We start from the raw sequence: 21580 nt of genomic DNA on the forward strand, positions 1-21580 counted from the left end.
TGTGGAAACGCCGCTGGGCTGGTGGCGTCCAACAAGTCCAAGCTCCCACCCGCCAAAGCAGACTCTGCCCCATGTTGTTCCGCCGTTTCGAAAACCTGATCGATGTCTTCAAGCCCAGCCCTGACGTCGCGCCGCCCGCCGGCATGCTGCGCTTCTACGCTCATTACCTGAAGCAGGTCTGGCCGTTGATGACCGCTGTGCTGGTGATCGGCTTTTTTGCGGCGTTGATCGAGGTGGCGCTGTTCAGCTTTCTCGGCCGGTTGATCGACATGGCCCAGGCGACCAGCGATGCGCGGACATTCTTCGCGGAACACCGCAACGAGTTGCTGTGGATGGCGTTGGTCGCGCTGATCATTCGGCCCCTCGTGTTCGGCCTGCACAACCTGCTCACCCATCAGGCGATCAACCCGGGCCTGACCAATCTGGTCCGCTGGCAAAACCACCGTTATGTGCTCAAGCAGAGCTTGAATTTCTTCCAGAACGATTTTGCCGGGCGCATCGCCCAGCGCGTGATGCAGACCGGCCCGTCGCTGCGCGATTCGGCCATGCAGGTGATCGACACGCTGTGGCACGTGGTGGTGTACGCCGGCAGCGCGCTGTACCTGTTCGCCGCGGCCGATCTGCGCCTGATCGTGCCGTTGTCGCTGTGGATCATCGGTTACAGCGCCGCGCTTTGGTACTTCGTGCCGCGCATCAAGGCGCGCTCGGCAGCCGCCTCGGCTGCGCGCTCCAAAGTCATGGGCCGGGTGGTCGACGGCTACAGCAACGTCGCCACGCTCAAGCTGTTCGCTCATTCCCGTGAGGAAGAAAGCTACGCCCGTGAGGCCATGCAGGGGCTGCTCGATAAATTCCGCCTACAGTCGCGCGTCATCACCAGCCTGGACTTCCTCATCACTTGCATGAACGGCCTGCTGATCGTCGGCACCGGCGCGCTGGCGCTGTGGCTGTGGAGCGAGGCGTTGATCAGCACCGGCGCGATTGCCTTGGCGCTGGGCCTGGTGATCCGCATCAACAACATGGCCGAATGGATCATGTGGGTGGTCAACGGCATCTTCGAAAACGTCGGCACCGTGCAGGACGGCATGCAGACTATCGTCCAGCCGCGCCAGGTGCTTGATCGTGGAGACGCCAAGCCGCTACGGGTGGAGCAGGGCGGCGTGCACTTCGACGATGTGCATTTTCATTACGGCAAGAAGGGCGGCGTGATCAGCGGTCTCAGTATCGACATCCGCCCCGGCGAGAAGATCGGCCTGGTCGGGCCGTCAGGCGCCGGCAAGTCGACCCTGGTCAATCTGCTGCTGCGCCTTTACGACCTGGAAAGCGGTCGCATCCTGATCGACAGCCAGGACATCGCCGACATTAATCAGGAAAGCCTGCGCGCCAACATTGGCATGGTCACGCAGGACACCTCGCTGCTGCACCGCTCGATCCGCGACAACCTGCGCTACGGCAAGCCCGACGCCAGCGACGAACAGCTCTGGGCGGCGGCGCGAAAAGCCCGCGCGGACGAGTTCATCGCCACGCTGGACGACGGCCAGGGCGGCCTTGGCTTCGAGGCCATGGTTGGGGAGCGGGGCGTCAAGCTGTCCGGTGGTCAGCGACAGCGCATCGCCATCGCTCGGGTGTTGCTCAAGGACGCGCCGATTCTGGTGCTCGACGAAGCCACCTCCGCGCTGGATTCGGAAGTCGAGTCCGCGATTCAGGAGAGCCTGGATACCCTCATGGATGGCAAGACGGTTATCGCCATCGCTCACCGGCTGTCGACCATCGCCCGTATGGATCGTCTGGTGGTGATCGATAACGGCCAGGTGATCGAGACCGGCACCCACGCTGAACTGATCGAGCGCGGCGGCCTCTATGCGCGCCTGTGGCAGCACCAGACGGGTGGGTTTGTTGGTGTGGATTGACTGGATAGTTGGGGATTGGACCAGCCGCGCAGCAGGTCGTTGCCCATCTTCGCGTCCTGCTGGGGCGATGAACTGACGATTGTAGGTTGGCCGGGCTAGCCCACCGATGAAAGTCACCCTGTCACGGTGGGCTGAAGCCCACCCTACGAGCCGTATGACTCGGCGCCGCAGCTGCAAGCGCCAGCTGCTCGGGCGGGCTTTTGACACTCATCTATTCCATGGACAGGCGGCTGGCTTCGCTCCGCTATCTGAATGGCTTCGATGGGATTTATCGCACCGACCACTTCTCATGTGAGTGGCGTTCAGGCTTTTCCAGCACGTAGGGTGGGCCGGGCATATCACGGTATTGGTGAGCGCTTGATTTCGTCCGGCTGCCGGCGGCCCTTGCTGCGCTATCAAACCGCCGTCGATGGGATTTATCGTCACCAGCGAGGCTCTCATATGAATGATCGATGACGGCTCATCTCGGTGAAGGGGAAGCGCGTGGATAGTCGAGAGTTTGTCTGGGCGCATTTCAAGCTCAATGCCGAGCAGCGCCTGCGCGGGTTCAACTTCTTTGTGGTGCTGGCGATCTTTGCCGATGGCGGGGTGTTGGCCGCGTTGGAGCGGGGCTTCTCGCCAGGGCTGCTGGTGTTGTTGGGCGCCTTCACCGTCCTGCTGGCGATGGTGTTCTGGCTGGTCGATGCGCGGAGCCGCCAACTGTTGCAACTGACCATCACGGCGCTCAAAGAGATGGAGACCGAGTTTCCGGCAAGCCACCGGCTGTTTGCCCACGACGCGCTGGGGCAAAGCTGGATCATCAGCTACACCTTTGCCATCCGGGCGCTGTTGCTGGCGCAAATGGGGTTCGGTCTTGGTGTGCTCGCTTATGGGCTTTATCAGTGGTGAAGGCGCCATGATTTGTCGTCACGTTCTCACTCCTTCCCATCCCGCTGCATGGCGCGCTGGAGCAGGCGCAGGCTCGCTGATAGAGTGCCGCCGCTCATCAACCATCGGCTGACAGGACGTCTGCCCAGCCGCCGCACAGGATGCTTCCATGAAAAAGCTCGCGCTCGCCGTTGCCGTACCCCTGGCCCTCTTCGGGGCTGCCACCTTCTATACCAGCACGCAGGTCGAATCGACCGCCCGCGATGCCGTCGACCAGGCCAACGTCAAGCTGCACGAGATGAGTGCCGGCGGCGGAGCCGACGTCAGCCTGAAGCTGCTCAGCTTCGACCGCGGCCTGCTGTCCAGCGCCGCCCGCTACCAGATCGACATCGAGATCCCTGATGACGAAGGCGGCACCCGGCAGTACTCGGTGTTGCTGCAGGACCGCCTCGAGCACGGCCCATTCCCCGTCTCCCGCCTGGCCCGCGGCCAGTTGATGCCGGTCGCCGCCCAGAGTCACTTCGAGCTCGAGCGGACGCCTCTGACCGAAAAGCTGTTCGATGCCGCTTCCGGTGAAATCCCGCTGGTGGGCGACGTCACCATTGGCTATGACGGCCGCCAATACGGCGATCTGCGCTCGGCCGCATTCAACATTCAAGATGAAGAGGGCACGGTTCGCGTCTCGTCCGGCACGATCAACTTCGAAGCGGCGAAGGACGCCACCGCCGTGCGTATGGACGGCGAACTGCCAGAAGTCGACATCAACCTGCAACACAGCGTCACCGGCAAGCCGGTGCGCATGAGCCTGCGCGGCTTCGGCCTGAGCGCCGACAAACAGGAGGACACCAATGGTTTGGCCCTGGGGCCGTCCGCCGTCACCCTCAAGCGTATGGAAATCCAGACTGGCGACGAACCCGCCGTTGTTATTCAGAACGCGTCCGTCGAGGAAGCGCTGAGCCAGGGTAGCGGTGGCCTCGACCAGACGCTCGCCTACCGCGTCGGCCAGGTGGAAGCGCAAGGTCAGACCTTCAGCAACCTCGCGCTTGCCTTCAGCCTGCGCAATCTCGATGAAGGCAGCCTCAAAGCCCTGCTCGACAGCTACAAGGAACTGTTAGAAAGCGGCTCCGACCAGCAGGACGCGATCGCCAATATGACCGATGCCCAGCAGCAGAAATTGCAGGCTCAGGCCGTGCAGCTGCTCCAGCACAAGCCCACGTTGGCGCTTGATGAATTCGGCTTCGAGACCGCTCATGGCACCGCCCGCCTGTCCGTCGTGCTCGACCTGCGCGGCCCCAGCGAAGACGCCGTCACGTCCGACGCGATGATCACCAGCATGCTCGCCTCGCTCAAAGCCGAGGCCGGCATCGACAAGGGTCTGGTGCGCGATGTGGTCAGCCTGATCGCGCAGCGCCAGCAGCAGGGTGGTCAGGTCGACCCTGTTGCGCTGAAGCAGGAAACCGACGCCACTACTGATCTGTTCAGCGGCATGGCGCTCAACGCGGGCTGGTCCCGCCTGGAAGGCGACCGTCTGGTCAGCTCTCTGCACTACGCCGACGACCAGGTGACCTTCAATGGGCGCGAAATGAGCGTCCAGGAGTTCATGAGTTTTGCTTTCGGTTCGGTACAGGGTTCCGGTCTGCTCGGCAACCGCTAACCCCGCGTCGGAACGCCCGTAGGGTGGGCTTCAGCCCACCAAAGAAGCGCCCCGGTTTGCTAGATGAAGGTCGCCGTTTGATGTGACCTTGACCTGCCGGTCTGGCTCCTTTGGTAGGCGGTGGGCTGAAGCCCACCCTTGGGCGGCGTGCCTGATGCATGGAGAAGGATGGCCTCGTCCCATCCACTCCCTTACTTCTTCGCCATCAATCCACTCGCTCAATCCTCCCCGCAACACGCCCACCAAACGGCTGCGGCAATCCTTCTATGTAATCCACTAGCGCATCCAGATCCACCGGGCCGACGACGCGGTTGGTGCCTTCGGTGAGCACAGTGAAGTTGTCGCCGCCGCCGGCGAGGAAGGAGTTGACCGTGACGCGGTAGGTCGCGGCGGGGTTGATGGGCGTGCCGGTAGCGTCGCGCATTTCGATCACGCGGCTGCCTTCGGGGCGGCTGGCGGCCCAGCTGTACTGGATGCCGGATGGCTTGAGGATGCGCGCGTAGCTCTGGCCGATCCATTGCTGTTCCAGCAGCGTCTTGATCTGCGCGCCGGTCAGGTCCATGGAGACCAGATCGTTGGCAAAGGGCTGGATGGCGAACAGCTCGCCCCAGGAGACTTCACCTCCCGCCAGGTCAGCGCGGATGCCGCCCGGGTTCATGAAGCTGATCTGGGCATCGGTGGCGACGCGCTGGGCATCGGCGATCAGGTTGCCCAGCGCCGATTCGCCCGCGGGCGTTTCGGTGCGGGTGATGTCGCCTTGAGTTACGCCTACCAGACGAGCCACCAGCCGTTCGACGCGGGCATCGGCCTCTGCCACCAGCGCGGCGACTTCGGGGTCCGGCGACAGGCCGGCGCCCTGGTCGGCCCAGGTGGTGATTACAGCGGCGGACTTCTCGACGATGTCGCGGCTGCGGCGGCTGACCACCAGTTCGATATCGGCGTAGGCGGTGCCGGCCGAGAACGCCTGGGTCACGAGGATCGGTTTGCCGCTGGCGTTGGGCACCAGGGCGTTGGTGAAGCCGTGGGAATGCCCAGAGATGACCACGTCTACTTCGTCATCCAGGCGCTCGATGATGTCGACCACCGGGTCGGTGACCGTGTCGGCCTCGGGGTTGGTCGGGCCGTCGTAGCTGGTCTGCTGGCCGCCCTGGTGCAGCGCGACGACGATGGCTCGCACGCCATGCCGGCGCAACTCGGCCACGGACTGGTTGATGGCATCCGCCTCGTCGATGAAGCGCAGGCCGGCCACGCCGCTCGGCGAGACGATCGACGGGGTTTCCTTCAACACGGCGCCAATCACGCCGATGCGCACGCCATCGCTGAAGTAGACGGAGTAGGGCGGCAGCAGGGATGCGCCGGCGCTTACATCGATCACGTTGCTCGACACCACGGGAAAGCGCGCGCCTTCCCAAGAGGCTTCAAGGAACGGCCCGTTGCGATGGTTGCCGCCGGTGAGCTGGCGCAACAGTTCTGCTTTTCCGTTATCGAATTCGTGATTACCGAGGGTACCGAGCAGATTGCAGCGCTGCTGAGCGAAGGGCTGCACGCTGCGCGGCATGTTCATCTGGCGGCTGAAGGGGCGGCAATGAGGGTTGGCCAGCAGGTTGAAGAAGCTGATCGACGGCTCATCACGCAGCAAGGCGGAATTAGGCGGGGAAGCACCGACCTGATCGCCGTCGTGCACGATTAGGGTGTTCTCGTTGCTGGCCGCCTTGAGGTAGGCGGCCAGGACAGCTGCACCGCCTGCCGGCCGCCCGGCCACGCTGCGCGGCGACAGCTGGCCGTGGAAGTCGTTGATGCTGAGCAGGTTGATGGACACCACCGGCTCGACCCGCCAGTCCGGTGCGCGCCAGCTGCGTCGCTCGCTGGCCTGCTGCCGGGCCTTGAGACCTTCCAAGCGATCTTCACGGTAATCCTGCTCGATGGAACCGTGCTCGGGCTGTATTTGAGTTTGAGCCAGAGTCGGGCCGGCGAGGCCGACCAGGCTTGCCGCGAGCAGCCAATCCAGTATGCGCGTACGCATTGCGAGTTCCTCGGTGCGGTGGGGTGCGACCGAAATTAGGAAGCGCAGGTGGCAGGTTGATGACTGCTTGTTGGCGTTTTCGCGAGAGGCGGCGTGCGGCTTATGGGCAACCGGGAGCGGCAGTCGGTTGCGCGAGGCCATGGCCTTGCGAAGGAGAGGGCTGGCCTTTGTCATAGCGGGGCATGTCATCCGTCGCTGGCCGTGCCTGGCGCCGAACGCTCACAGCGGGCGTCCGGTCGGTATTAGCAACCATTGGGAGATTTGACGATGACGATATCCAGCAATCTGTTTTGGGGCGCTTTGGCACTCGGCTTGGTGACAGGGATGCGCAGCACACTGGCGCCGACGATGGCCAGCCGAGCGCTGGCAGCTCATGACAGCATCGATGAAGCAGACGAGCCGGCGCGAACGCTGGCTTCGCATCGCGCCCAACAATTTCTGATGCCTATGGCCGCTGCCGAATTGCTCGGCGACAAGATGCCTTTCGCGCCGGATCGGACGATTCTGCCTTCGATGATGTTTCGTGCGTTATCGGGCGGCGTGACCGCGGCGGCGTTGGCCGGCGCTCGGCGGGAGCCGATTTGGCTACCGGCGCTGATCGGCGCGACGGCAGCGCTGGTCGCGTCAGAGATCGGACTCAACCTGCGCAAGCCTTACCAGAGCAATTCGCTGATGAATGCCGCGCTGGGGCTGGCTGAAGATTGTGTGGCGTTGTCGATCGGGAGCGCTGGGTTACGGCGGGCATTGGGCGAGCGGTGACCCTCGGGCCAGGGCTGAAGGCTTGCCGTTGTGCTCCTACGGGTTGGTTTGCCAGCTGAGCGGTGTATCAGGCTCAACCTATTCCGCGCCTGGACGGTGAGCTGTACCCATTGAATACTTCGGCTCACTCGTTTTGACGATGATGTGAGACAGCCACAAAACGTTTCGAGCGGCTACAGCTCTAGATCGACAAAAAAAGGCCGCATCGCGCGGCCCTTGGTTAATCAAAAACCAGCACTCAGCTTTGCCGCTTGATCACGCATATCCGGTCGCTGCATGTTCCCGCCTGGGTGGGATCCATGCCTTGCGTCGCGTCGCGAGCGGCAACACTGTCACCGGCCAGGCCGCCACCCGTCGGGGAGGAGGTGGCGGTGGTTTCCGGATAGCCTGTCCCGGCGCGTTTGGCGGCGGTGCCTACATCGTAGCGGCCAGTATCGCCGGAGCCTGTGTGAGCATCGACAGTGTGGCCTGTGCCTGCTGCGCTGCCGCCCAGGGCGCCCGTATCGAGATGCGTGCTTCCTGAACGACCCGCATCGCCGGTGGTATGGGCGGTCCCAACGAAATGCTTGTCGAGATGGCTGTCGCCGCCCGTCGCGCCGGCGTAGGGGCTGGTCGGCCCGGCATAACCCGGCGTTGAGCCGGAGCCGGCACCGTTGTCATCAATGCTAATGGCGCCGTTGTACTCCAGCGCATCACGCGCCCTGACGAGTTGATCATCGTCGTATATATCTACGGCGAGCACCGTGGCGCCTCGGCGCACCGCCTCCGGATACGCCGTGGCGTGGCGGCGATGGTCTTCATGCGGCTCATGGCCGAACAGCGACTTGAAGAAATGCGCGACCTTGGATTCGTGTTGCGTGCGGTCCACCGTGCTGCCTGCAGTGGAATAGGGCGTGTCGTAGCCATGAATTTCCGCGCTCTCGGCGCCTACGGTATGGATCTGCTCCCGAGCAATGCCCCTCGACATCAGGTCGCCATAGGTGCGGCTGGCGTCGGTTGGCGTTGCGAACGCTGCTACCAATGTGTGTTTCATGATTCACCTCGCGTTGTGTTGAACAACTGGGTATGCGGAGCGCTGCGCTCATAAGGGCCTGACGGCAGGCTCAGGCGCGAGCAGCCATGAACGTTGGCCGCTTCGGCAGCTATCAAGAGCAACGCCCGTGAACATTGGGTCTGGCTGCAGGGCCATAGTTCAGAAATGAAGCATCGGCCGTTGGGAGGCTGGCCGGAATCGCACAAGCGCCGCGGAGGTTTCGGGTGGTTGGTTAGTGCGGGCCGGGTCTGCGAGGGTTGTTCTAAGCGCTGGCTATCGGCGACGCCGGGGTTAAACGGGTGGCGGCGGTATTGTGGGCTGGGTGTCGCATCGGCCGATGCTACGACGTTGTGTGGGAGAGGGTGGAAAAGGCTTCGCCGTTTTCCACCCCTAGGATGTGGGATCCGAGTTCTCCGACGGCTCAGTCCAGATCTGACGCGCTGTGCCGCTCGGGTGCCTGTTCCGACTCTTCGCCCCAGGTGCGATTGACCTTGCGGCCGCGGATTACGGCAGGGCGTTCGGCCACTTCGGCGGCCCAGCGCTGCACGTGCTTGTAATCCTGCACCGAAAGGAATTCGGCAGCGTTATACAGCTCGCCGCGCACCAGTACGCCGTACCAAGGCCAGATGGCCATGTCGGCGATGGTGTATTCGTCGCCCGCGATGTAGCGGTTTTCGGCCAGTTGGCGATCCAGCACGTCGAGTTGGCGCTTGACCTCCATCGCGTAGCGGTTGATCGGGTATTCGTACTTTTCCGGTGCGTAGGCATAGAAATGCCCGAAACCGCCACCGAGGAAGGGCGCCGAACCCATCTGCCAGAACAGCCAATTGAGGGTTTCGGTACGGGCCAGCGGTTCGGTCGGCAGGAAGGCGCCGAATTTTTCCGCGAGATAGACGAGGATCGAGCCGGACTCGAACACACGCAGCGGTTCGCCCCCGACGCTGTGGTCGGCCAGTGCCGGAATCTTGGAGTTCGGATTGATCTCGACGAAGCCGCTGCCGAACTGGTCGCCGTCACCAATCTTGATTAGCCAGGCGTCGTACTCCGCACCGGTGTGGCCGAGGGCGAGCAACTCTTCGAGCATGATGGTGACCTTCACGCCGTTGGGCGTGGCCAGCGAGTAGAGCTGCAGCGGATGCTTGCCGACCGGCAGCGCCCGCTCCTCCCGCGCGCCGGCGGTCGGCGCATTGATACTGGCGAAGGTGCCGCCCGAGGGTGCGTCGTGCGTCCAGATTTTTGGCGGTACGTAGGTGGTATCAGGCATGGCGATCTCCTCGAAGGGGTTTGACCGGGGATGTGCGTAGCATCCTACGCGTTCAGCCAGCGTGGTCGAAATCGAGCTGGTCGATATTGGTCATCGACGGTGGGTGGTTAGCGTTTGTCTGCACGCGGCAGCAGCGGTGGGCTGAAGCCCACCCTACGTAGGAGTAGCGTCATGTGTAGGGTGGGCTTCAGCCCACCAGACTTCGGGGCCGGCGGCAACGGCCAGGCATTGATGAGGGCGGTGCGCGGCGAGCAAGCGGTGGGCTAAAGCCCACCCTACATAGGCTAAAGCGGCGCGCCTATGGTTACTCACCGAACGTGCCATTCGCTTCGGCGCTACACGCCCAGTCCTTTGGCAACAATCCCTTCTCTACGTACCGATGGAAACTCGAATAAGTCCAGTCGGCGACCTGTTCTACGAGCCCATGCTTGACCGGGTTGTAGTGGATGTATTCGACGTGCCGTTGCAAGTCAGATTCATCCCGAATCTGGTGTTCCCAAAACCGGCGTTGCCAGATGCTTTTTTCTCGCTTGCGCGCCTTGCTGGGGCTTTGGGTGGCTGCGGGGAATTGGCGGGAGAAGGTGCTCTTGAGCAGGCTCCAGCGGCCGGCATAGTCGGCGTCGCCCTCAGGAAGCGTCCAGATGGCGTGCAGGTGATCGGGCAGGACGCAAACAGCGACGGTTTGAAAAGGGCGGGTTCGCTGGGTCTGGCGATAGGCATGGCGGAGGCGTTCGACTTCTTCAACCAGCAGCCGGGACTGGCGGTCGGCCAGGGTCAGGGTGAAAAACCAGGTGCCGCCTGGCACCTGGCTGCGGCGGTAGTTGGGCATGGAGGCCTCCTTGCCTTCATGGTGATGCGGATATGTGCGGGAAAAAGACGTAGGGTGGGCCGGGCGGCGCTCCGCTTTAGCCCACCGAGTGCGTGTAGTAATTGGTGGGCTGAAGCCCACCCTACGGGTCCTAAAGCCACCCTACGGTCAGCCGCGGGCGCCGCGAACGCCTTCGCTCAGCTCCCGACACAATCCCAACACACCCTCGACCGCTTGCTGGCCGCTTTCGGCATTGGCGATATGGTCGATCAGCGCCGAGCCGACGACGACGCCATCAGCCAAGCGAGCAATCGCTGCGGCCTGTTCCGGCGTGCGAATACCGAAGCCGATGGCGACGGGCAGATCGGTGTGGCGCTTGAGGCGCGCAACGGCCTCTTCGACATGTTCCAGCGTCGCGGAACCGGCACCGGTCACACCGGCCACCGAGACGTAGTAGACGAAGCCCGAGCTGTTGTTCAATACCACCGGCAGACGTGCGTCGTCGGTGGTCGGGGTGGTCAGGCGGATGAAGTCGATGCCGGCGGCCTGGGCCGGGTCGCAGAGGTCTTCGTTATGTTCCGGCGGCAGGTCGACGACGATCAGTCCATCCACACCGGCTTCCACTGCCTCGGCGATGAAGCGCTCGACGCCCATCTTGTGGATGGGGTTGAAGTAGCCCATCAGCACGATCGGGGTGGTTTGGTTGTCCTGACGGAATTCGCGAACCATCTGCAGCGTCTTGGCCAGGTCCTGCTTGGCAGCCAGGGCGCGGATATTGGCCAGCTGGATCGCCGGACCATCGGCCATCGGATCGGTGAAGGGCATGCCCAGTTCGATCACGTCGGCACCGGCCTCCGGCAGGCCCTTGAGGATGGCCAGCGAGGTGGCGTAATCCGGGTCACCGGCGGTGATGAAGGTCACCAGCGCGGCGCGGTTTTCCTGCTGCAGCTGGGCGAAGCGCGTCTGCAAGCGACTCATATGTGTTCTTCCTGTTCGGCAAAGTGGTGCATGACGGTCTGCATGTCCTTGTCACCACGACCGGACAGGTTGACCACCATCAGATGATCCTTGGGCAGCGTGGGCGCGCGCTTGAAGACTTCGGCCAGCGCGTGGGAAGACTCCAGCGCGGGAATGATGCCTTCCAGGCGGCAGCACTTGTGGAAGGCGTCCAGCGCCTCCTGATCGGTGATCGAGGTGTACTCGACGCGGCCAATGTCGTGCAGCCAGGCGTGCTCGGGGCCGATGCCGGGGTAGTCGAGGCCGGCGGAAATCGAGTGGGCGTCGATGATCTGGCCGTCGTCGTCCTGCAAGAGAAAGGTACGGTTGCCATGCAGCACGCCGGGCACACCGCCGTTGAGGCTGGCGGCATGCTTGCCGGTCTCGATGCCGTAGCCGGCGGCTTCCACGCCGATGATCTCTACGCTCGCGTCATCGAGGAAGGGGTGGAACAGGCCCATGGCGTTGGAGCCGCCGCCGATGCAGGCCACCAGCGAGTCGGGCAGGCGGCCTTCCTGGGCCTGCAGCTGGTCGCGGGTTTCCTTGCCGATCACCGCCTGGAAGTCGCGAACCATGGCCGGGTAGGGGTGCGGGCCGGCGACGGTGCCGATCAGGTAGAAGGTGTTGTGGACGTTGGTCACCCAGTCGCGCAGGGCTTCGTTCATGGCATCTTTCAGCGTGCCGGTGCCGGCGGTGACCGGGATCACTTCGGCGCCGAGCAGCTTCATGCGGAAGACGTTGGCCTGCTGGCGCTCGATGTCGGTGGTGCCCATGTAGATCACGCACTGCATGCCGAAACGCGCGGCGACGGTGGCGGTAGCCACACCGTGCATGCCGGCGCCGGTCTCGGCGATGATGCGCTGCTTGCCCATGCGCCGGGCCAGCAGGATCTGGCCGATGCAGTTGTTGATCTTGTGCGCGCCGGTGTGATTGAGCTCCTCACGCTTCAAGTAGATCTTCGCGCCGCCACAGGCCTCGGTCAGGCGCTCGGCAAAGTAGAGGGGGGAAGGGCGGCCGACGTAGTCGCGCTGGAAGTAGGCCAGCTCTTTGGCGAACTCGGGGTCCTGCTTGGCTTTTTCATATTCGGCGGCCAGCTCATGAATGAGCGGCATCAGGGTTTCGGCGACGTACTGACCGCCGAAGTGGCCGAACAGGCCCTTGGCATCAGGGCCGCTGCGGAATGAGGTCATGGTCATCTCCTGCGGGAATGGGTGGCGGCAATCGATTCCAGCAATTGCTCGATGGGCTGGAAATTAACCGACTCTGGCGCGGATAAAAAGCGATAAGATCGCCTCGATCTGTCAGGAAATCTCACCGATGAGCCAAAACCTTCCTCCGCTCAACGCGCTGCGTGCTTTCGAAGCTGCTGCTCGCCTGCAGAGCGTAAGCCAAGCGGCAGCGGAACTCAGCGTGACTCATGGTGCCGTCAGCCGGCAGATTCGCCTGCTCGAAGACGACCTTGGCGTGGCACTTTTCAGCAAGGAAGGGCGTGGCGTAAAACTCACCGATGCGGGGCTACGGTTGCGCGATGCGGCGGGCGAGGCGTTCGAGCGGCTGCGCAACACCTGCGCCGAACTGCGGCAACAGACCGTCGATGCACCTTTCGTGCTCGGCTGTCCCGGCAGCCTGCTGGCGCGCTGGTTCATTCCCCGACTCGATCGGCTTAACCGTGAGCTGCCGGATCTGCATCTGCAGTTATCCGCCAGTGAAGGTGAGCTGGACCCGCGCAAGCCTGGTCTGGATGCCACTCTGTGGTACGCCGAGCCGCCGTGGCCGGCGGACATGCAGGTGTTCGAGCTGGCTGCCGAATGCATCGGCCCGGTGCTCAGTCCGCATCATCCGAATTGCGCCAAGCTGCGTCAGGCGCCGGTCTCGGTGCTACTCGACGAAGCGGTGCTATACCCCACATCCCGGCCGCAGGCGTGGCCGGCCTGGGCGCAAGGCAACGGTATCGACCCGGCCCGTCTGAAGATGGGGCAAGGCTTCGAACACCTCTACTTTCTATTGGAAGCGGCGCTGGCTGGATTGGGTGTGGCTATCGCGCCGCAACAATTGGTTGCCGACGACATACGCCAGGGGCGCTTGCTGGCGCCTTGGGGGTTCGTGGAGACCCGCGCCAAGCTGGCGCTGTGGGTGCCGGCGCGGCGGGTGAATCGGCGGGCGGAGCGGTTGGCCGAATGGCTGCGCAACGAGCAGGCCGGCACCGAATCAGTGGAAAGTAGCCTTGGCAGGACTAGGTAGCAGGCTGCGGTGGGCTGAAGCCCTCCCTACAAAGCTGAATGCGCACTGTAATGCCGTCGGGTGGCTGAGCGGCGTTCCGCTTCAGCCCACCGAAATTTGGTCGAACCCACGGGCCGGGGCAGCAGGTAGGGTGGGCTTTAGCCCACCGTCGTAGGGTCGTCGTGTGCTGGTGGGCTGAAGCCCACCCTACGGGTCTAACTCGCCAATGCGGTTTCGGCGGTCGCTGCGACCTTCTCGGCTGGGACTTCCGTCGCATAACCCTGCGGATTACGGCTCTGCCAGCGCCAGGCGTCGGTGAGCATCGTCAGCAAATCCTTATCCGCCTGCCAGCCAAGTTCTTCGCGGGCTTTGGTCGGGTCGGACCAGCATTGGGCGATGTCGCCAGGGCGGCGTGCCTTGAAGACGTGGGGCAATGGGCGACCAATGACTTCCTCGAATGCGGTGACCATCTGGCGCACCGAGTAGCCACGGCCGGTACCGAGATTCCAGACCGATACGCCGCGAACCAGATCCAGCCGCTCCAGTGCCTGGAGATGCCCCTTGGCCAGGTCGACGACGTGGATGTAGTCGCGCACGCCGGTGCCGTCCGGGGTTGGGTAGTCGGCGCCATAGATACTCAGTTGCTTGCGCCGACCGACCGCCACCTGAAGCATGTAGGGCAGCAGATTGTTGGGGATGCCGTTGGGGTCTTCGCCGATCAGCCCGGACTCGTGCGCGCCGATGGGGTTGAAGTAGCGCAGCAAGGCGATCGACCAGCGCGGGTCGGATTCGGCCAGCCCCTTGAGCACGTTTTCGGCCATCAGCTTGGACTGGCCATAGGGGTTGGTCGGAACGCCGGTCGGGCACTTCTCGGTGATCGGCATCCGCGGCGAGTCTCCGTAGACGGTCGCCGACGAGCTGAATACCAGCCTGAAAATGCCGGCTTCGGCCATCGCCTGGCACAACGCGATGCTGCCGCTGACGTTGGTCTCGTAGTAGCGCAGGGGTTCGCGCACGCTTTCCCCCACCGCCTTGAGCCCGGCGAAATGCAGCACGGCGGTCACCGGATAGGAGGCGAACAGCGCATTGAGCAGCGACCGGTTGCGCACGTCGCCTTTGACGAATTGCACCTTGCGGCCGGACAACGCCTCGACTCGGTCCAGCGCCACCTTGGAGCTGTTGCACAGATTGTCCAGCACTAGAACCTCATGGCCCGCCAGGAGCAGCTCCAGCACTGCATGGGACCCGATGTAGCCAGCTCCTCCCGTTACCAGAATCATGTTTCCACCTCGCGTGAGAATTCTTTCGACGCGCACGGAGACTGCGGCTGGCCGTATGAGCGCGGTCGCTGCATGGATCTCCAGGGTTGGGTTCGGCGAACCGGGTGGTGCTACTGCGAAAGCACGCTGCGCCGGTGCCGGGGTAAATCATGCGTCCTGTGATAAGGACGGGAGAGTTGCGGTCAAGTTCCAACGAGACGACCGCCAGCCGATGACCGACCGCTTTGTCGGATAACGCGCGGCTGAAATGAGCGCGGATGAACAAGGCGCCGCGACCCGTGGAGTGCGCTCCGCGCACCAAGAACGGCTGAACCCAGGAAGTGTGCTCAGGCGCAACGTCGTGCCCGGCCCGAACGCCGGTTGGTGCGTGGAACGCACCCTACGAATGATGCCGCCCCGGAAGATTGCCCAGGTTCTTCTGAGCGCCGGTCCGGTAGGGTGCGCTCCGCGCACCAAGCGCTGCTGAAACCAGGCAACAGGCTCAAGCGCAACGTTATGCCCGGCCCGAACTACGCCTGGTGCGTGGAACGCACCCTGCGAATGCCGTCCCGTGGGTGGCGCAGGTTCGCCTGAAGCGTCAGCGCCAGAGCGAATGCGCGAAAGAGGCGGTGCAGAGGCTTCAGACGAACCTTGGACAGAAGCCTTCGACATTGCATCGCCGAGCGCTCTCATGCACCGCAACCCGGCAAAGGGAACCTTGACTTGCCCGGCGTCGTCCATAACCCGCGGGCTGCGCTTGGTACGCCACGAGCGTCATAGGCAGCGAGCCCCGACATTTATGTGTTTGCGCAGGCAGCGCGGGCCAATGCGATGCAGCAGAACGGACTCTGAAGATTTCGCGATCCGAGAGGTGTTCATGAGCTGGGCCGGCCCTTATCAATACGAGATTGGAAAATCCCCCGAGAAGCAGGAGACGCCGCCCGAAGTCGTTTTCGATGAGCAGGTTCCGACTCTGCTGTGTCTCTCGCATCTTCGCTGGAGCTTTGTCTATCAGCGTCCGCAGCACCTAATGTCGCGGTTCGCGCGGGACTTCAACGTGCTCTTTTTCGAAGAGCCCATTCCCACCGAAGACGCCCAGCCCTGGCTGGAAGTCCGCCCGGAAGAGAACGGCGTGCAGATACTGATTCCCCGTCTTCCCCAGGGTTGCGGCGGCGAGACGGCCCTGCGCGTCCAGCGCGACCTGCTAGATGGCTACCTGGAAAAGCTCGGCGTCAACGACCTGATGCTCTGGTACTACACGCCGATGGCGCTCGGTTACGCCGGCCACTTGAAGCCCAAGCTCACCGTCTATGACTGCATGGACGAACTCTCCGCGTTTCGCGGCGCGCCACCCGAGCTGGTGGAGCGCGAGCGGGAATTGCTGCAGCGTGCCGACGTGGTCTTTACCGGCGGCTACAGCATCTGGGAAGCCAAGCGCGAACTGCACGACAACGCGCACGCCTTTCCCAGCAGTGTCGACGTCGCGCACTTCGCCGAGGCGCGTCGGACCCAGGCCGATCCCGACGATCAGGCGGAAATCCCGCACCCGCGGCTGGGCTTCTACGGGGTGATCGACGAGCGCTTCGATATCCAACTGGTGGCCGAAGTCGCCGAGAGGCGTCCCGACTGGCAGTTCGTGCTTATCGGTCCGGTGGTCAAGATCGATCCGGTGGAGCTGCCGCAGCGCGACAACATTCACTACCTGGGCGGCAAAACCTACGACGAGTTGCCCAAATACTTGTCGGGGTGGGACGTGGCGATCATGCCCTTCGCGATGAATGAATCGACACGCTTCATCAGCCCGACCAAGACCCCCGAATACCTGGCCGGCGGTTGCCCGGTGGTGTCTACGCCGATCAGGGACGTGGTGCGCACCTATGGCGACACCGAGATCGTCCATATCGCCGACAGCCCCGATGCGTTCATCGCCGCGGTGGAGCAGGCGCTCGTCGACAGCCAGGACCGTGACCGCCTGTTGAAAACCGCTGACGAGATCCTCGGCGACATGTCCTGGGATCACACCTCGGCCCTGATGAAGGAGAAGATGCAATGCGCGATCTGAGCCTGCGAGACAGCAATCCCGAACACGCAGGCGGTGGCGCCAGCGATCATTCTTCCAGCCGTCGGCGCGGCTTCGACTACCTCATCGTCGGCGCCGGATTCGCCGGCAGCGTACTGGCCGAGCGGCTGGCTGCCGGGCTGAACAAGCGCGTGCTGGTGGTCGACCGGCGACCGCATATCGGCGGCAATGCCTACGACCATTACGATGAAGCCGGCGTGCTGATCCACCGCTACGGGCCGCACATCTTTCACACCAACGCCCAGCGCATCGTCGACTACCTCTCGCGCTTCACCGAGTGGCGTCCTTACGAGCACCGCGTGCTGGCGCAGGTGGACGGCCAGGAAGTGCCGATCCCGATCAACATGACCACGCTGAACAAGCTCTACGGCCTGAACATGACCACCGAAGAGGAGGCGGCTGACTTTCTCGCCAGCCGCGCCGAGCCGGTGGCGGACATCCAGACCAGTGAAGACGTGGTGATCAATGGCATCGGCCGTGAGCTGTATCAGAAGTTTTTCCGCGGCTATACCCGCAAGCAGTGGGGGCTGGACCCGTCGCAGCTGGACAAATCGGTGACCTCGCGCATCCCGACGCGCACCAACACCGATGACCGCTATTTCACCGACACCTTCCAGCAGATGCCCAAGTACGGCTACACCAAGATGTTCGAGAAGATGCTCGCGCACCCCAACATCAAGGTGATGATCAACACCGACTACCGCGAGATCCGCGACGAGGTGCAGCACGACCACCTGATCTTCTGCGGGCCGATCGACGAGTATTTTGATTACCGCTTCGGCAAGTTGCCCTACCGTTCGCTGAAATTCGAGCACAAACAGCTCGATCAGGCGCAATTCCAGGCGGTCGGCACGGTCAACTATCCGAACGAGGACGTGCCCTACACGCGCATCAGCGAGTACAAGCACCTCACCGGGCAGGTCCATCCGAAGACCAGCATCACCTACGAATACCCCTCGGCCGAAGGCGATCCCTACTACCCGATCCCGCGGCCGGAAAATGCCGAGCTGTACAAGCGCTACCAGAAGCTCGCCGATGAAACCCCTGGCGTCACCTTCGTCGGCCGCCTCGGCACCTACAAGTACTACAACATGGATCAGGTCGTGGGCCAGGCGCTGGCGCTGTACAAGCGCATCGAGGAGGCCGAGCGCGGCCCAGAACCCGGCGAGAGCGTTGAACACAGCCAGTCGCTGGCTGAACAAGCACCCTGAGGCGAGGCGTACGATGCATCAGCCCACGTTGTTCAAGAGTTTTTTCATGGGCGGCTTCGAATGCTCGAACCACCGCCGTAGCGATGGGCGGCGTCTCGATCTGCTGGCGGCGACCGGCCATGACCGCTGGGCTGCGCATGACTATGGCGTACTCCAGCGCCACGGTTTGCGCAGCGTACGTGACGGGCTGCGCTGGCACCTGATCGAACGCACACCGGGCCAATACGACTGGTCGAGCTTCCTGCCGATGCTGCAGGCCGCGCAGCGTCATGGCACCCAGGTGATCTGGGACCTGTGCCACTACGGCTGGCCGGACGACATCGACATCTGGCGGCCGCAGTTCGTCGAGCGCTTCGCCCGTTACGCGGCGGCGGCGGCACAGCTGATCAAGGACGAAACCGACACGGTGCCCTTCTATGCGCCGCTCAATGAAATCTCCTTCTGGGCTTGGGCCGGTGGCGACGAAGCCTATTTCAATCCCATGGCGCGCGGTCGTGGCTTCGAGCTCAAGCACCAACTGGTGCGCGCCACCATCGCCGCGATGCAGGCGATCCGCGACGTCGAACCGCGAGCACGTTTCGTCCAGGTCGACCCGGCCATTCACGTGGCGGCGGCCAACGACCGCCCCGGGCCGCAGCGTGAGGCCGAGCGTTTTCGCCAATCGCAGTTCGAAGCCTGGGACATGCTGTGCGGTGAAATCTGGCCGGGCCTCGGCGGTGCGCCGGAATACCTCGATGTGTTGGGCGTGAACTATTACTCCGACAACCAGTGGTATCACGGTGATGGCCGCACCATCGAGCGCGACAACCCGGACTATCGGCCCTTCAAAGGCATCCTCAGCGAAATATGGCAGCGTTACAAACGGCCCTTGCTGATCGCCGAAACCGGTGCCGAGGGCGACTTGCGCGGCGACTGGCTGCGCTACGTCAGCGAGCAGGCAGGGCTGGCCATGCAGCGCGGTGTGCCGGTGGAGGGCATCTGCCTGTATCCGGTGCTCGACTACCCGGGCTGGACCGACGAGCGCCATTGCCCGGTCGGGCTGTTGGGCTTCCCCGATGAAAACGGCAACCGCTGCGTGCACGAAGGGCTGGCCGATGAGCTGCGCCTGCAACAGCTGAGATTCAGCCAGTTCAACGCCGCGCTGCCACTCGCCGAAGCATTGCCATGAACGTACCGGCCCCGCCGCCCAAAGTGAAGCCGCAGGAAGCGCCGGTTCCAGGTCGGCCGGTCGCCTTTCTCTGGCATTACATCTGTGGTCGACCGTGGCATTTCAGCGGCTTGCTGGCCCTGATCATAGGCGCCGCCAGTTGTGCGGTGGCGGTGCAGTACGGCATGAAATTGCTGGTGGACGCCATGGCGCAGGGCAGCTCGGATCGAGGTGCCGCCAACGTCTGGCTTCCGTTGGGGCTGTTCATCAGCCTGATCGTTGTCGAAAACGTGTTCTGGCGCCTCGGCGGCTGGCTCGGCTGCCGCACGGTGGTGGCCAGCGTGGTGGATATCCGCGTCGATCTGTTCAAGCACCTGACCGGCCATCCGATGCGCTATTTCACCGAGCATTTCGCCGGGTCGCTGGGTAACCGTATTTCCGCAGTCGGGCAGGCCGCGGGCGCAATTTATGGCGGATTGGCCTGGAAAATCGTTCCGCCAATCGTCGATTTCATCGGCGCGGTGGTGGTGTTGCTGACGGTCGATGTGCGCATGGCGGTGGCGCTGATCCTGTTCGTCGCCATCGTCGCTGCGCTGATTACCGGGTTCGGCATTCGTGGCCGCGCCAAGCACCAGCGGTTCGCCGCACAGTCGGCGCGGGTCGGCGGTGAATTGGTCGATGCGGTCTCCAACGTCTGGACCATCAAGGCGTTCTCCGCGCGCGATCGCGAGGCCGAACGCCTGGCCCATGAGATCGGCTATGAAGCCCGCGCCCAGCGGCGCAGCTGGATGTATCTGGAAAAAGCGCGGGTCATGCACGACATCTGCCTGTCGGTGATGGCTGGCGGCATGCTGATCTGGGCCATCAAGCTGTGGATCGGTGGGGAAGTGACCGCCGGTGATGTGGTGCTGGTCAGCGCGCTGACCTTCCGCATCTTGCATGGCTCGCGCGATTTGGCGCTGGCGCTGGTGGACGCCACTCAGCAGATCGGGGCTATCGACGACACCCTGCGCATCATTGTCCAGCCGCACGGCTTGGAAGACAGCGACGCCCAGCTTTTGCTGGCCGAGGGCGACATCACCTTCGAGAACATCAGCTTCAGCTATCCCGATCGCGGTACAGTGTTTCAGCAGCTGGACCTGCACATTCCGGCCGGGCAGAAGGTCGGTGTGGTGGGCTCTTCGGGGGCCGGCAAGTCGACCCTGATCAACCTCATCCAGCGCCTCGATGACGTGCAGAGCGGGCGCATCCTCATCGACGGTCAGGACATTCGTAGCGTCAGCCAGGATAGCCTGCGCGAGAAGATCGCCGTGGTGCCGCAGGAAACCGCATTGTTCAACCGCAGCATTCGGGAAAACATCCGCTACGGCCGCCCGGGCGCCACCGACGAGGAAGTGATCGCCGCCGCGCGCAACGCCTTCTGCGACGCCTTCATCCGCGAGTTGCCGCAGGGCTACGACACGCTGGTCGGCGAACGCGGCGTGATGCTCTCCGGCGGTCAGCGTCAGCGGCTGGGCATCGCCCGCGCGTTCCTCAAGGATTCGCCGATTCTGATCCTCGATGAGGCCACTTCGGCGCTCGATACCCAGTCCGAAGCGGAGATCCAGGCGGCTCTGAACAACTTGGTGCATAACCGCACCGTGGTGGCGGTGGCGCATCGACTGTCCACGCTGTCGAGCTTCGACCGGATCATCGTGCTGCGTGACGGCCGCATCGTCGAGGATGGCCCGCCACATGAATTGCGCAGCCGGGGCGGCGAATTCGACGCGCTGTGGCGGATGCAGGCGGAAGGCTTCAAGCAGCAACCTGATCCGGCTGTATGAAGCGCGTCGCGGTGTCCTCGCGCAGCCTGCGCTCGCTGGGCTACGACCCTGACGAGCAGGCGCTGGAAGTGGAGTTTCACAACGGCTCGGTCTATCGCTACGAGCAAGTGCCCGCCGAGGTGGTGCAGGCGCTGCTCGAAGCGGATTCGCTGGGGCGTTATTTCAATCAGGTGTTCAAGCCGCAGCACTACAGCTACCTCCGGCTGAAATAGGGTGGGCCGCGCGCCCCGGATCCGCAGGCGGCCCGATACATCGTCGGTGCGCGGAGCGCACCCTAGGAGTTCGTGATCGTGTCGTTTGCCTCAGGCGGCTCCGTAGGGTGGGCTTTAGCCCACAAACGAGGCCGGCGCCGCTGGTGGGCTGAAGCCCACCCTACTTGCTGAAGCCCACCCTACTTGCTGAAGCCCACCCTACTAGCTGCCCTCCGTACCGACGTGATTGAAGCGTTGCGCTGAACTTCCGCGCCACTGTGCGGGCCTCAATCAGACAGGATGCGTCACCACCGAGCGGAGGCTCTTCAGATCAGAAG

At 63.5% G+C, this 21580-nt stretch carries 17 protein-coding genes; 10 read left to right on the forward strand and 7 right to left on the reverse strand.

The window, feature by feature from the left end:
* Nucleotides 1–71: 71 nt before the first annotated feature.
* The 3 genes from GYM54_RS14275 (at nucleotide 72) to GYM54_RS14285 (ending at nucleotide 4428) form a co-directional block, all read left to right on the forward strand.
* Nucleotides 72–1907 carry an ABC transporter ATP-binding protein gene (locus GYM54_RS14275; RefSeq protein ID WP_197444800.1) on the forward strand — a complete coding sequence of 612 codons (1836 nt, stop codon included), beginning with the start codon at nucleotides 72–74 and terminating at the stop codon, nucleotides 1905–1907.
* Nucleotides 1908–2390: 483 nt separating this feature from the next.
* The gene (locus GYM54_RS14280; RefSeq protein WP_131649199.1) at nucleotides 2391–2795 is read left to right on the forward strand and encodes a hypothetical protein; all 405 of its coding nucleotides are present in this window, start codon (nucleotides 2391–2393) and stop codon (nucleotides 2793–2795) included.
* A gap of 148 nt (nucleotides 2796–2943) precedes the next feature.
* Complete coding sequence (locus tag GYM54_RS14285) at nucleotides 2944–4428, forward strand: YdgA family protein (RefSeq protein WP_197444801.1); 1485 nt, start codon at nucleotides 2944–2946, stop codon at nucleotides 4426–4428.
* Nucleotides 4429–4633: 205 nt separating this feature from the next.
* Here the strand turns inward: GYM54_RS14285 and GYM54_RS14290 are convergent, their stop codons facing one another.
* Nucleotides 4634–6451: a bifunctional UDP-sugar hydrolase/5'-nucleotidase gene (locus GYM54_RS14290; protein WP_197444802.1), complete on the reverse strand. Its 1818-nt coding sequence runs from the start codon at nucleotides 6449–6451 to the stop codon at nucleotides 4634–4636.
* A 267-nt stretch (nucleotides 6452–6718) separates the two neighbouring features.
* On the opposite strand from GYM54_RS14290, the gene GYM54_RS14295 reads away from it, so the two are divergent.
* The gene (locus GYM54_RS14295; protein ID WP_197444803.1) at nucleotides 6719–7210 is read left to right on the forward strand and encodes a DUF4126 domain-containing protein; all 492 of its coding nucleotides are present in this window, start codon (nucleotides 6719–6721) and stop codon (nucleotides 7208–7210) included.
* A gap of 238 nt (nucleotides 7211–7448) precedes the next feature.
* On the opposite strand, the gene GYM54_RS14300 is transcribed toward GYM54_RS14295, so the two are convergent.
* From GYM54_RS14300 to trpB, 5 genes are all read right to left on the reverse strand, one after another.
* On the reverse strand, nucleotides 7449–8243 hold the full coding sequence (locus tag GYM54_RS14300) for a hypothetical protein (protein ID WP_197444804.1): 795 nt from the start codon (nucleotides 8241–8243) through the stop codon (nucleotides 7449–7451).
* Between the two features lie 421 nt (nucleotides 8244–8664).
* The gene (gene yghU / locus GYM54_RS14305; protein WP_181099217.1) at nucleotides 8665–9507 is read right to left on the reverse strand and encodes a glutathione-dependent disulfide-bond oxidoreductase; all 843 of its coding nucleotides are present in this window, start codon (nucleotides 9505–9507) and stop codon (nucleotides 8665–8667) included.
* Between the two features lie 304 nt (nucleotides 9508–9811).
* Nucleotides 9812–10336: a transposase gene (locus GYM54_RS14310; RefSeq protein WP_181099218.1), complete on the reverse strand. Its 525-nt coding sequence runs from the start codon at nucleotides 10334–10336 to the stop codon at nucleotides 9812–9814.
* Nucleotides 10337–10483: 147 nt separating this feature from the next.
* The gene (gene trpA, locus GYM54_RS14315) at nucleotides 10484–11293 is read right to left on the reverse strand and encodes a tryptophan synthase subunit alpha (RefSeq protein ID WP_181099219.1); all 810 of its coding nucleotides are present in this window, start codon (nucleotides 11291–11293) and stop codon (nucleotides 10484–10486) included.
* A complete protein-coding gene (gene trpB / locus GYM54_RS14320) occupies nucleotides 11290–12501 on the reverse strand; it encodes a tryptophan synthase subunit beta (protein ID WP_181099220.1) in 1212 nt (403 codons plus the stop codon). Before trpB ends, trpA begins: the two co-directional genes overlap by 4 nt.
* Before the next feature lie 127 nt (nucleotides 12502–12628).
* Between trpB and GYM54_RS14325 the strand changes: the two genes are divergently transcribed.
* Nucleotides 12629–13552 carry a LysR family transcriptional regulator gene (locus GYM54_RS14325; RefSeq protein WP_181099221.1) on the forward strand — a complete coding sequence of 308 codons (924 nt, stop codon included), beginning with the start codon at nucleotides 12629–12631 and terminating at the stop codon, nucleotides 13550–13552.
* 194 nt (nucleotides 13553–13746) lie between these two features.
* Here GYM54_RS14325 and galE read toward each other — a convergent pair whose 3' ends face one another.
* A complete protein-coding gene (galE, locus tag GYM54_RS14330) occupies nucleotides 13747–14811 on the reverse strand; it encodes a UDP-glucose 4-epimerase GalE (RefSeq protein WP_131649209.1) in 1065 nt (354 codons plus the stop codon).
* An 856-nt stretch (nucleotides 14812–15667) separates the two neighbouring features.
* On the opposite strand from galE, the gene GYM54_RS14335 reads away from it, so the two are divergent.
* From GYM54_RS14335 to GYM54_RS14355, 5 genes are read left to right on the forward strand one after another with little or no spacing between them, the layout of a single operon-like run.
* Nucleotides 15668–16852 carry a glycosyltransferase family 1 protein gene (locus tag GYM54_RS14335; RefSeq protein ID WP_197444805.1) on the forward strand — a complete coding sequence of 395 codons (1185 nt, stop codon included), beginning with the start codon at nucleotides 15668–15670 and terminating at the stop codon, nucleotides 16850–16852.
* Entirely contained in the window at nucleotides 16840–18081 is a 1242-nt protein-coding gene (glf, locus tag GYM54_RS14340; RefSeq protein ID WP_197444806.1) for a UDP-galactopyranose mutase, read from the forward strand. Before GYM54_RS14335 ends, glf begins: the two co-directional genes overlap by 13 nt.
* A 13-nt stretch (nucleotides 18082–18094) precedes the next feature.
* Nucleotides 18095–19249, forward strand: a complete 1155-nt coding sequence (locus tag GYM54_RS14345) for a beta-glucosidase (RefSeq protein WP_197444807.1) — start codon at nucleotides 18095–18097, stop codon at nucleotides 19247–19249.
* The gene (locus tag GYM54_RS14350) at nucleotides 19246–21051 is read left to right on the forward strand and encodes an ABC transporter ATP-binding protein (RefSeq protein WP_197444808.1); all 1806 of its coding nucleotides are present in this window, start codon (nucleotides 19246–19248) and stop codon (nucleotides 21049–21051) included. Before GYM54_RS14345 ends, GYM54_RS14350 begins: the two co-directional genes overlap by 4 nt.
* Complete coding sequence (locus GYM54_RS14355; protein WP_131649213.1) at nucleotides 21048–21263, forward strand: KTSC domain-containing protein; 216 nt, start codon at nucleotides 21048–21050, stop codon at nucleotides 21261–21263. The genes GYM54_RS14350 and GYM54_RS14355 overlap by 4 nt, the downstream gene beginning before the upstream one ends.
* Nucleotides 21264–21580: the final 317 nt, after the last annotated feature.

Source organism: Pseudomonas sp. MTM4 (assembly GCF_019355055.1).
Classification (GTDB): Bacteria; Pseudomonadota; Gammaproteobacteria; order Pseudomonadales; family Pseudomonadaceae; genus Stutzerimonas.

Coding starts and splice junctions, on each gene's coding strand:
- GYM54_RS14275 (WP_197444800.1), top strand. CDS start 72: ATGTTGTTCCGCCGTTTCGAAAACCTGATCGATGTCTTCAAGCCCAGC.
- GYM54_RS14285 (WP_197444801.1), top strand. CDS start 2,944: ATGAAAAAGCTCGCGCTCGCCGTTGCCGTACCCCTGGCCCTCTTCGGG.
- GYM54_RS14290 (WP_197444802.1), bottom strand. CDS start 6,451: ATGCGTACGCGCATACTGGATTGGCTGCTCGCGGCAAGCCTGGTCGGC.
- GYM54_RS14295 (WP_197444803.1), top strand. CDS start 6,719: ATGACGATATCCAGCAATCTGTTTTGGGGCGCTTTGGCACTCGGCTTG.
- GYM54_RS14300 (WP_197444804.1), bottom strand. CDS start 8,243: ATGAAACACACATTGGTAGCAGCGTTCGCAACGCCAACCGACGCCAGC.
- yghU (WP_181099217.1), bottom strand. CDS start 9,507: ATGCCTGATACCACCTACGTACCGCCAAAAATCTGGACGCACGACGCA.
- GYM54_RS14310 (WP_181099218.1), bottom strand. CDS start 10,336: ATGCCCAACTACCGCCGCAGCCAGGTGCCAGGCGGCACCTGGTTTTTC.
- trpA (WP_181099219.1), bottom strand. CDS start 11,293: ATGAGTCGCTTGCAGACGCGCTTCGCCCAGCTGCAGCAGGAAAACCGC.
- trpB (WP_181099220.1), bottom strand. CDS start 12,501: ATGACCTCATTCCGCAGCGGCCCTGATGCCAAGGGCCTGTTCGGCCAC.
- GYM54_RS14325 (WP_181099221.1), top strand. CDS start 12,629: ATGAGCCAAAACCTTCCTCCGCTCAACGCGCTGCGTGCTTTCGAAGCT.
- galE (WP_131649209.1), bottom strand. CDS start 14,811: ATGATTCTGGTAACGGGAGGAGCTGGCTACATCGGGTCCCATGCAGTG.
- GYM54_RS14335 (WP_197444805.1), top strand. CDS start 15,668: ATGAGCTGGGCCGGCCCTTATCAATACGAGATTGGAAAATCCCCCGAG.
- glf (WP_197444806.1), top strand. CDS start 16,840: ATGCGCGATCTGAGCCTGCGAGACAGCAATCCCGAACACGCAGGCGGT.
- GYM54_RS14345 (WP_197444807.1), top strand. CDS start 18,095: ATGCATCAGCCCACGTTGTTCAAGAGTTTTTTCATGGGCGGCTTCGAA.
- GYM54_RS14350 (WP_197444808.1), top strand. CDS start 19,246: ATGAACGTACCGGCCCCGCCGCCCAAAGTGAAGCCGCAGGAAGCGCCG.
- GYM54_RS14355 (WP_131649213.1), top strand. CDS start 21,048: ATGAAGCGCGTCGCGGTGTCCTCGCGCAGCCTGCGCTCGCTGGGCTAC.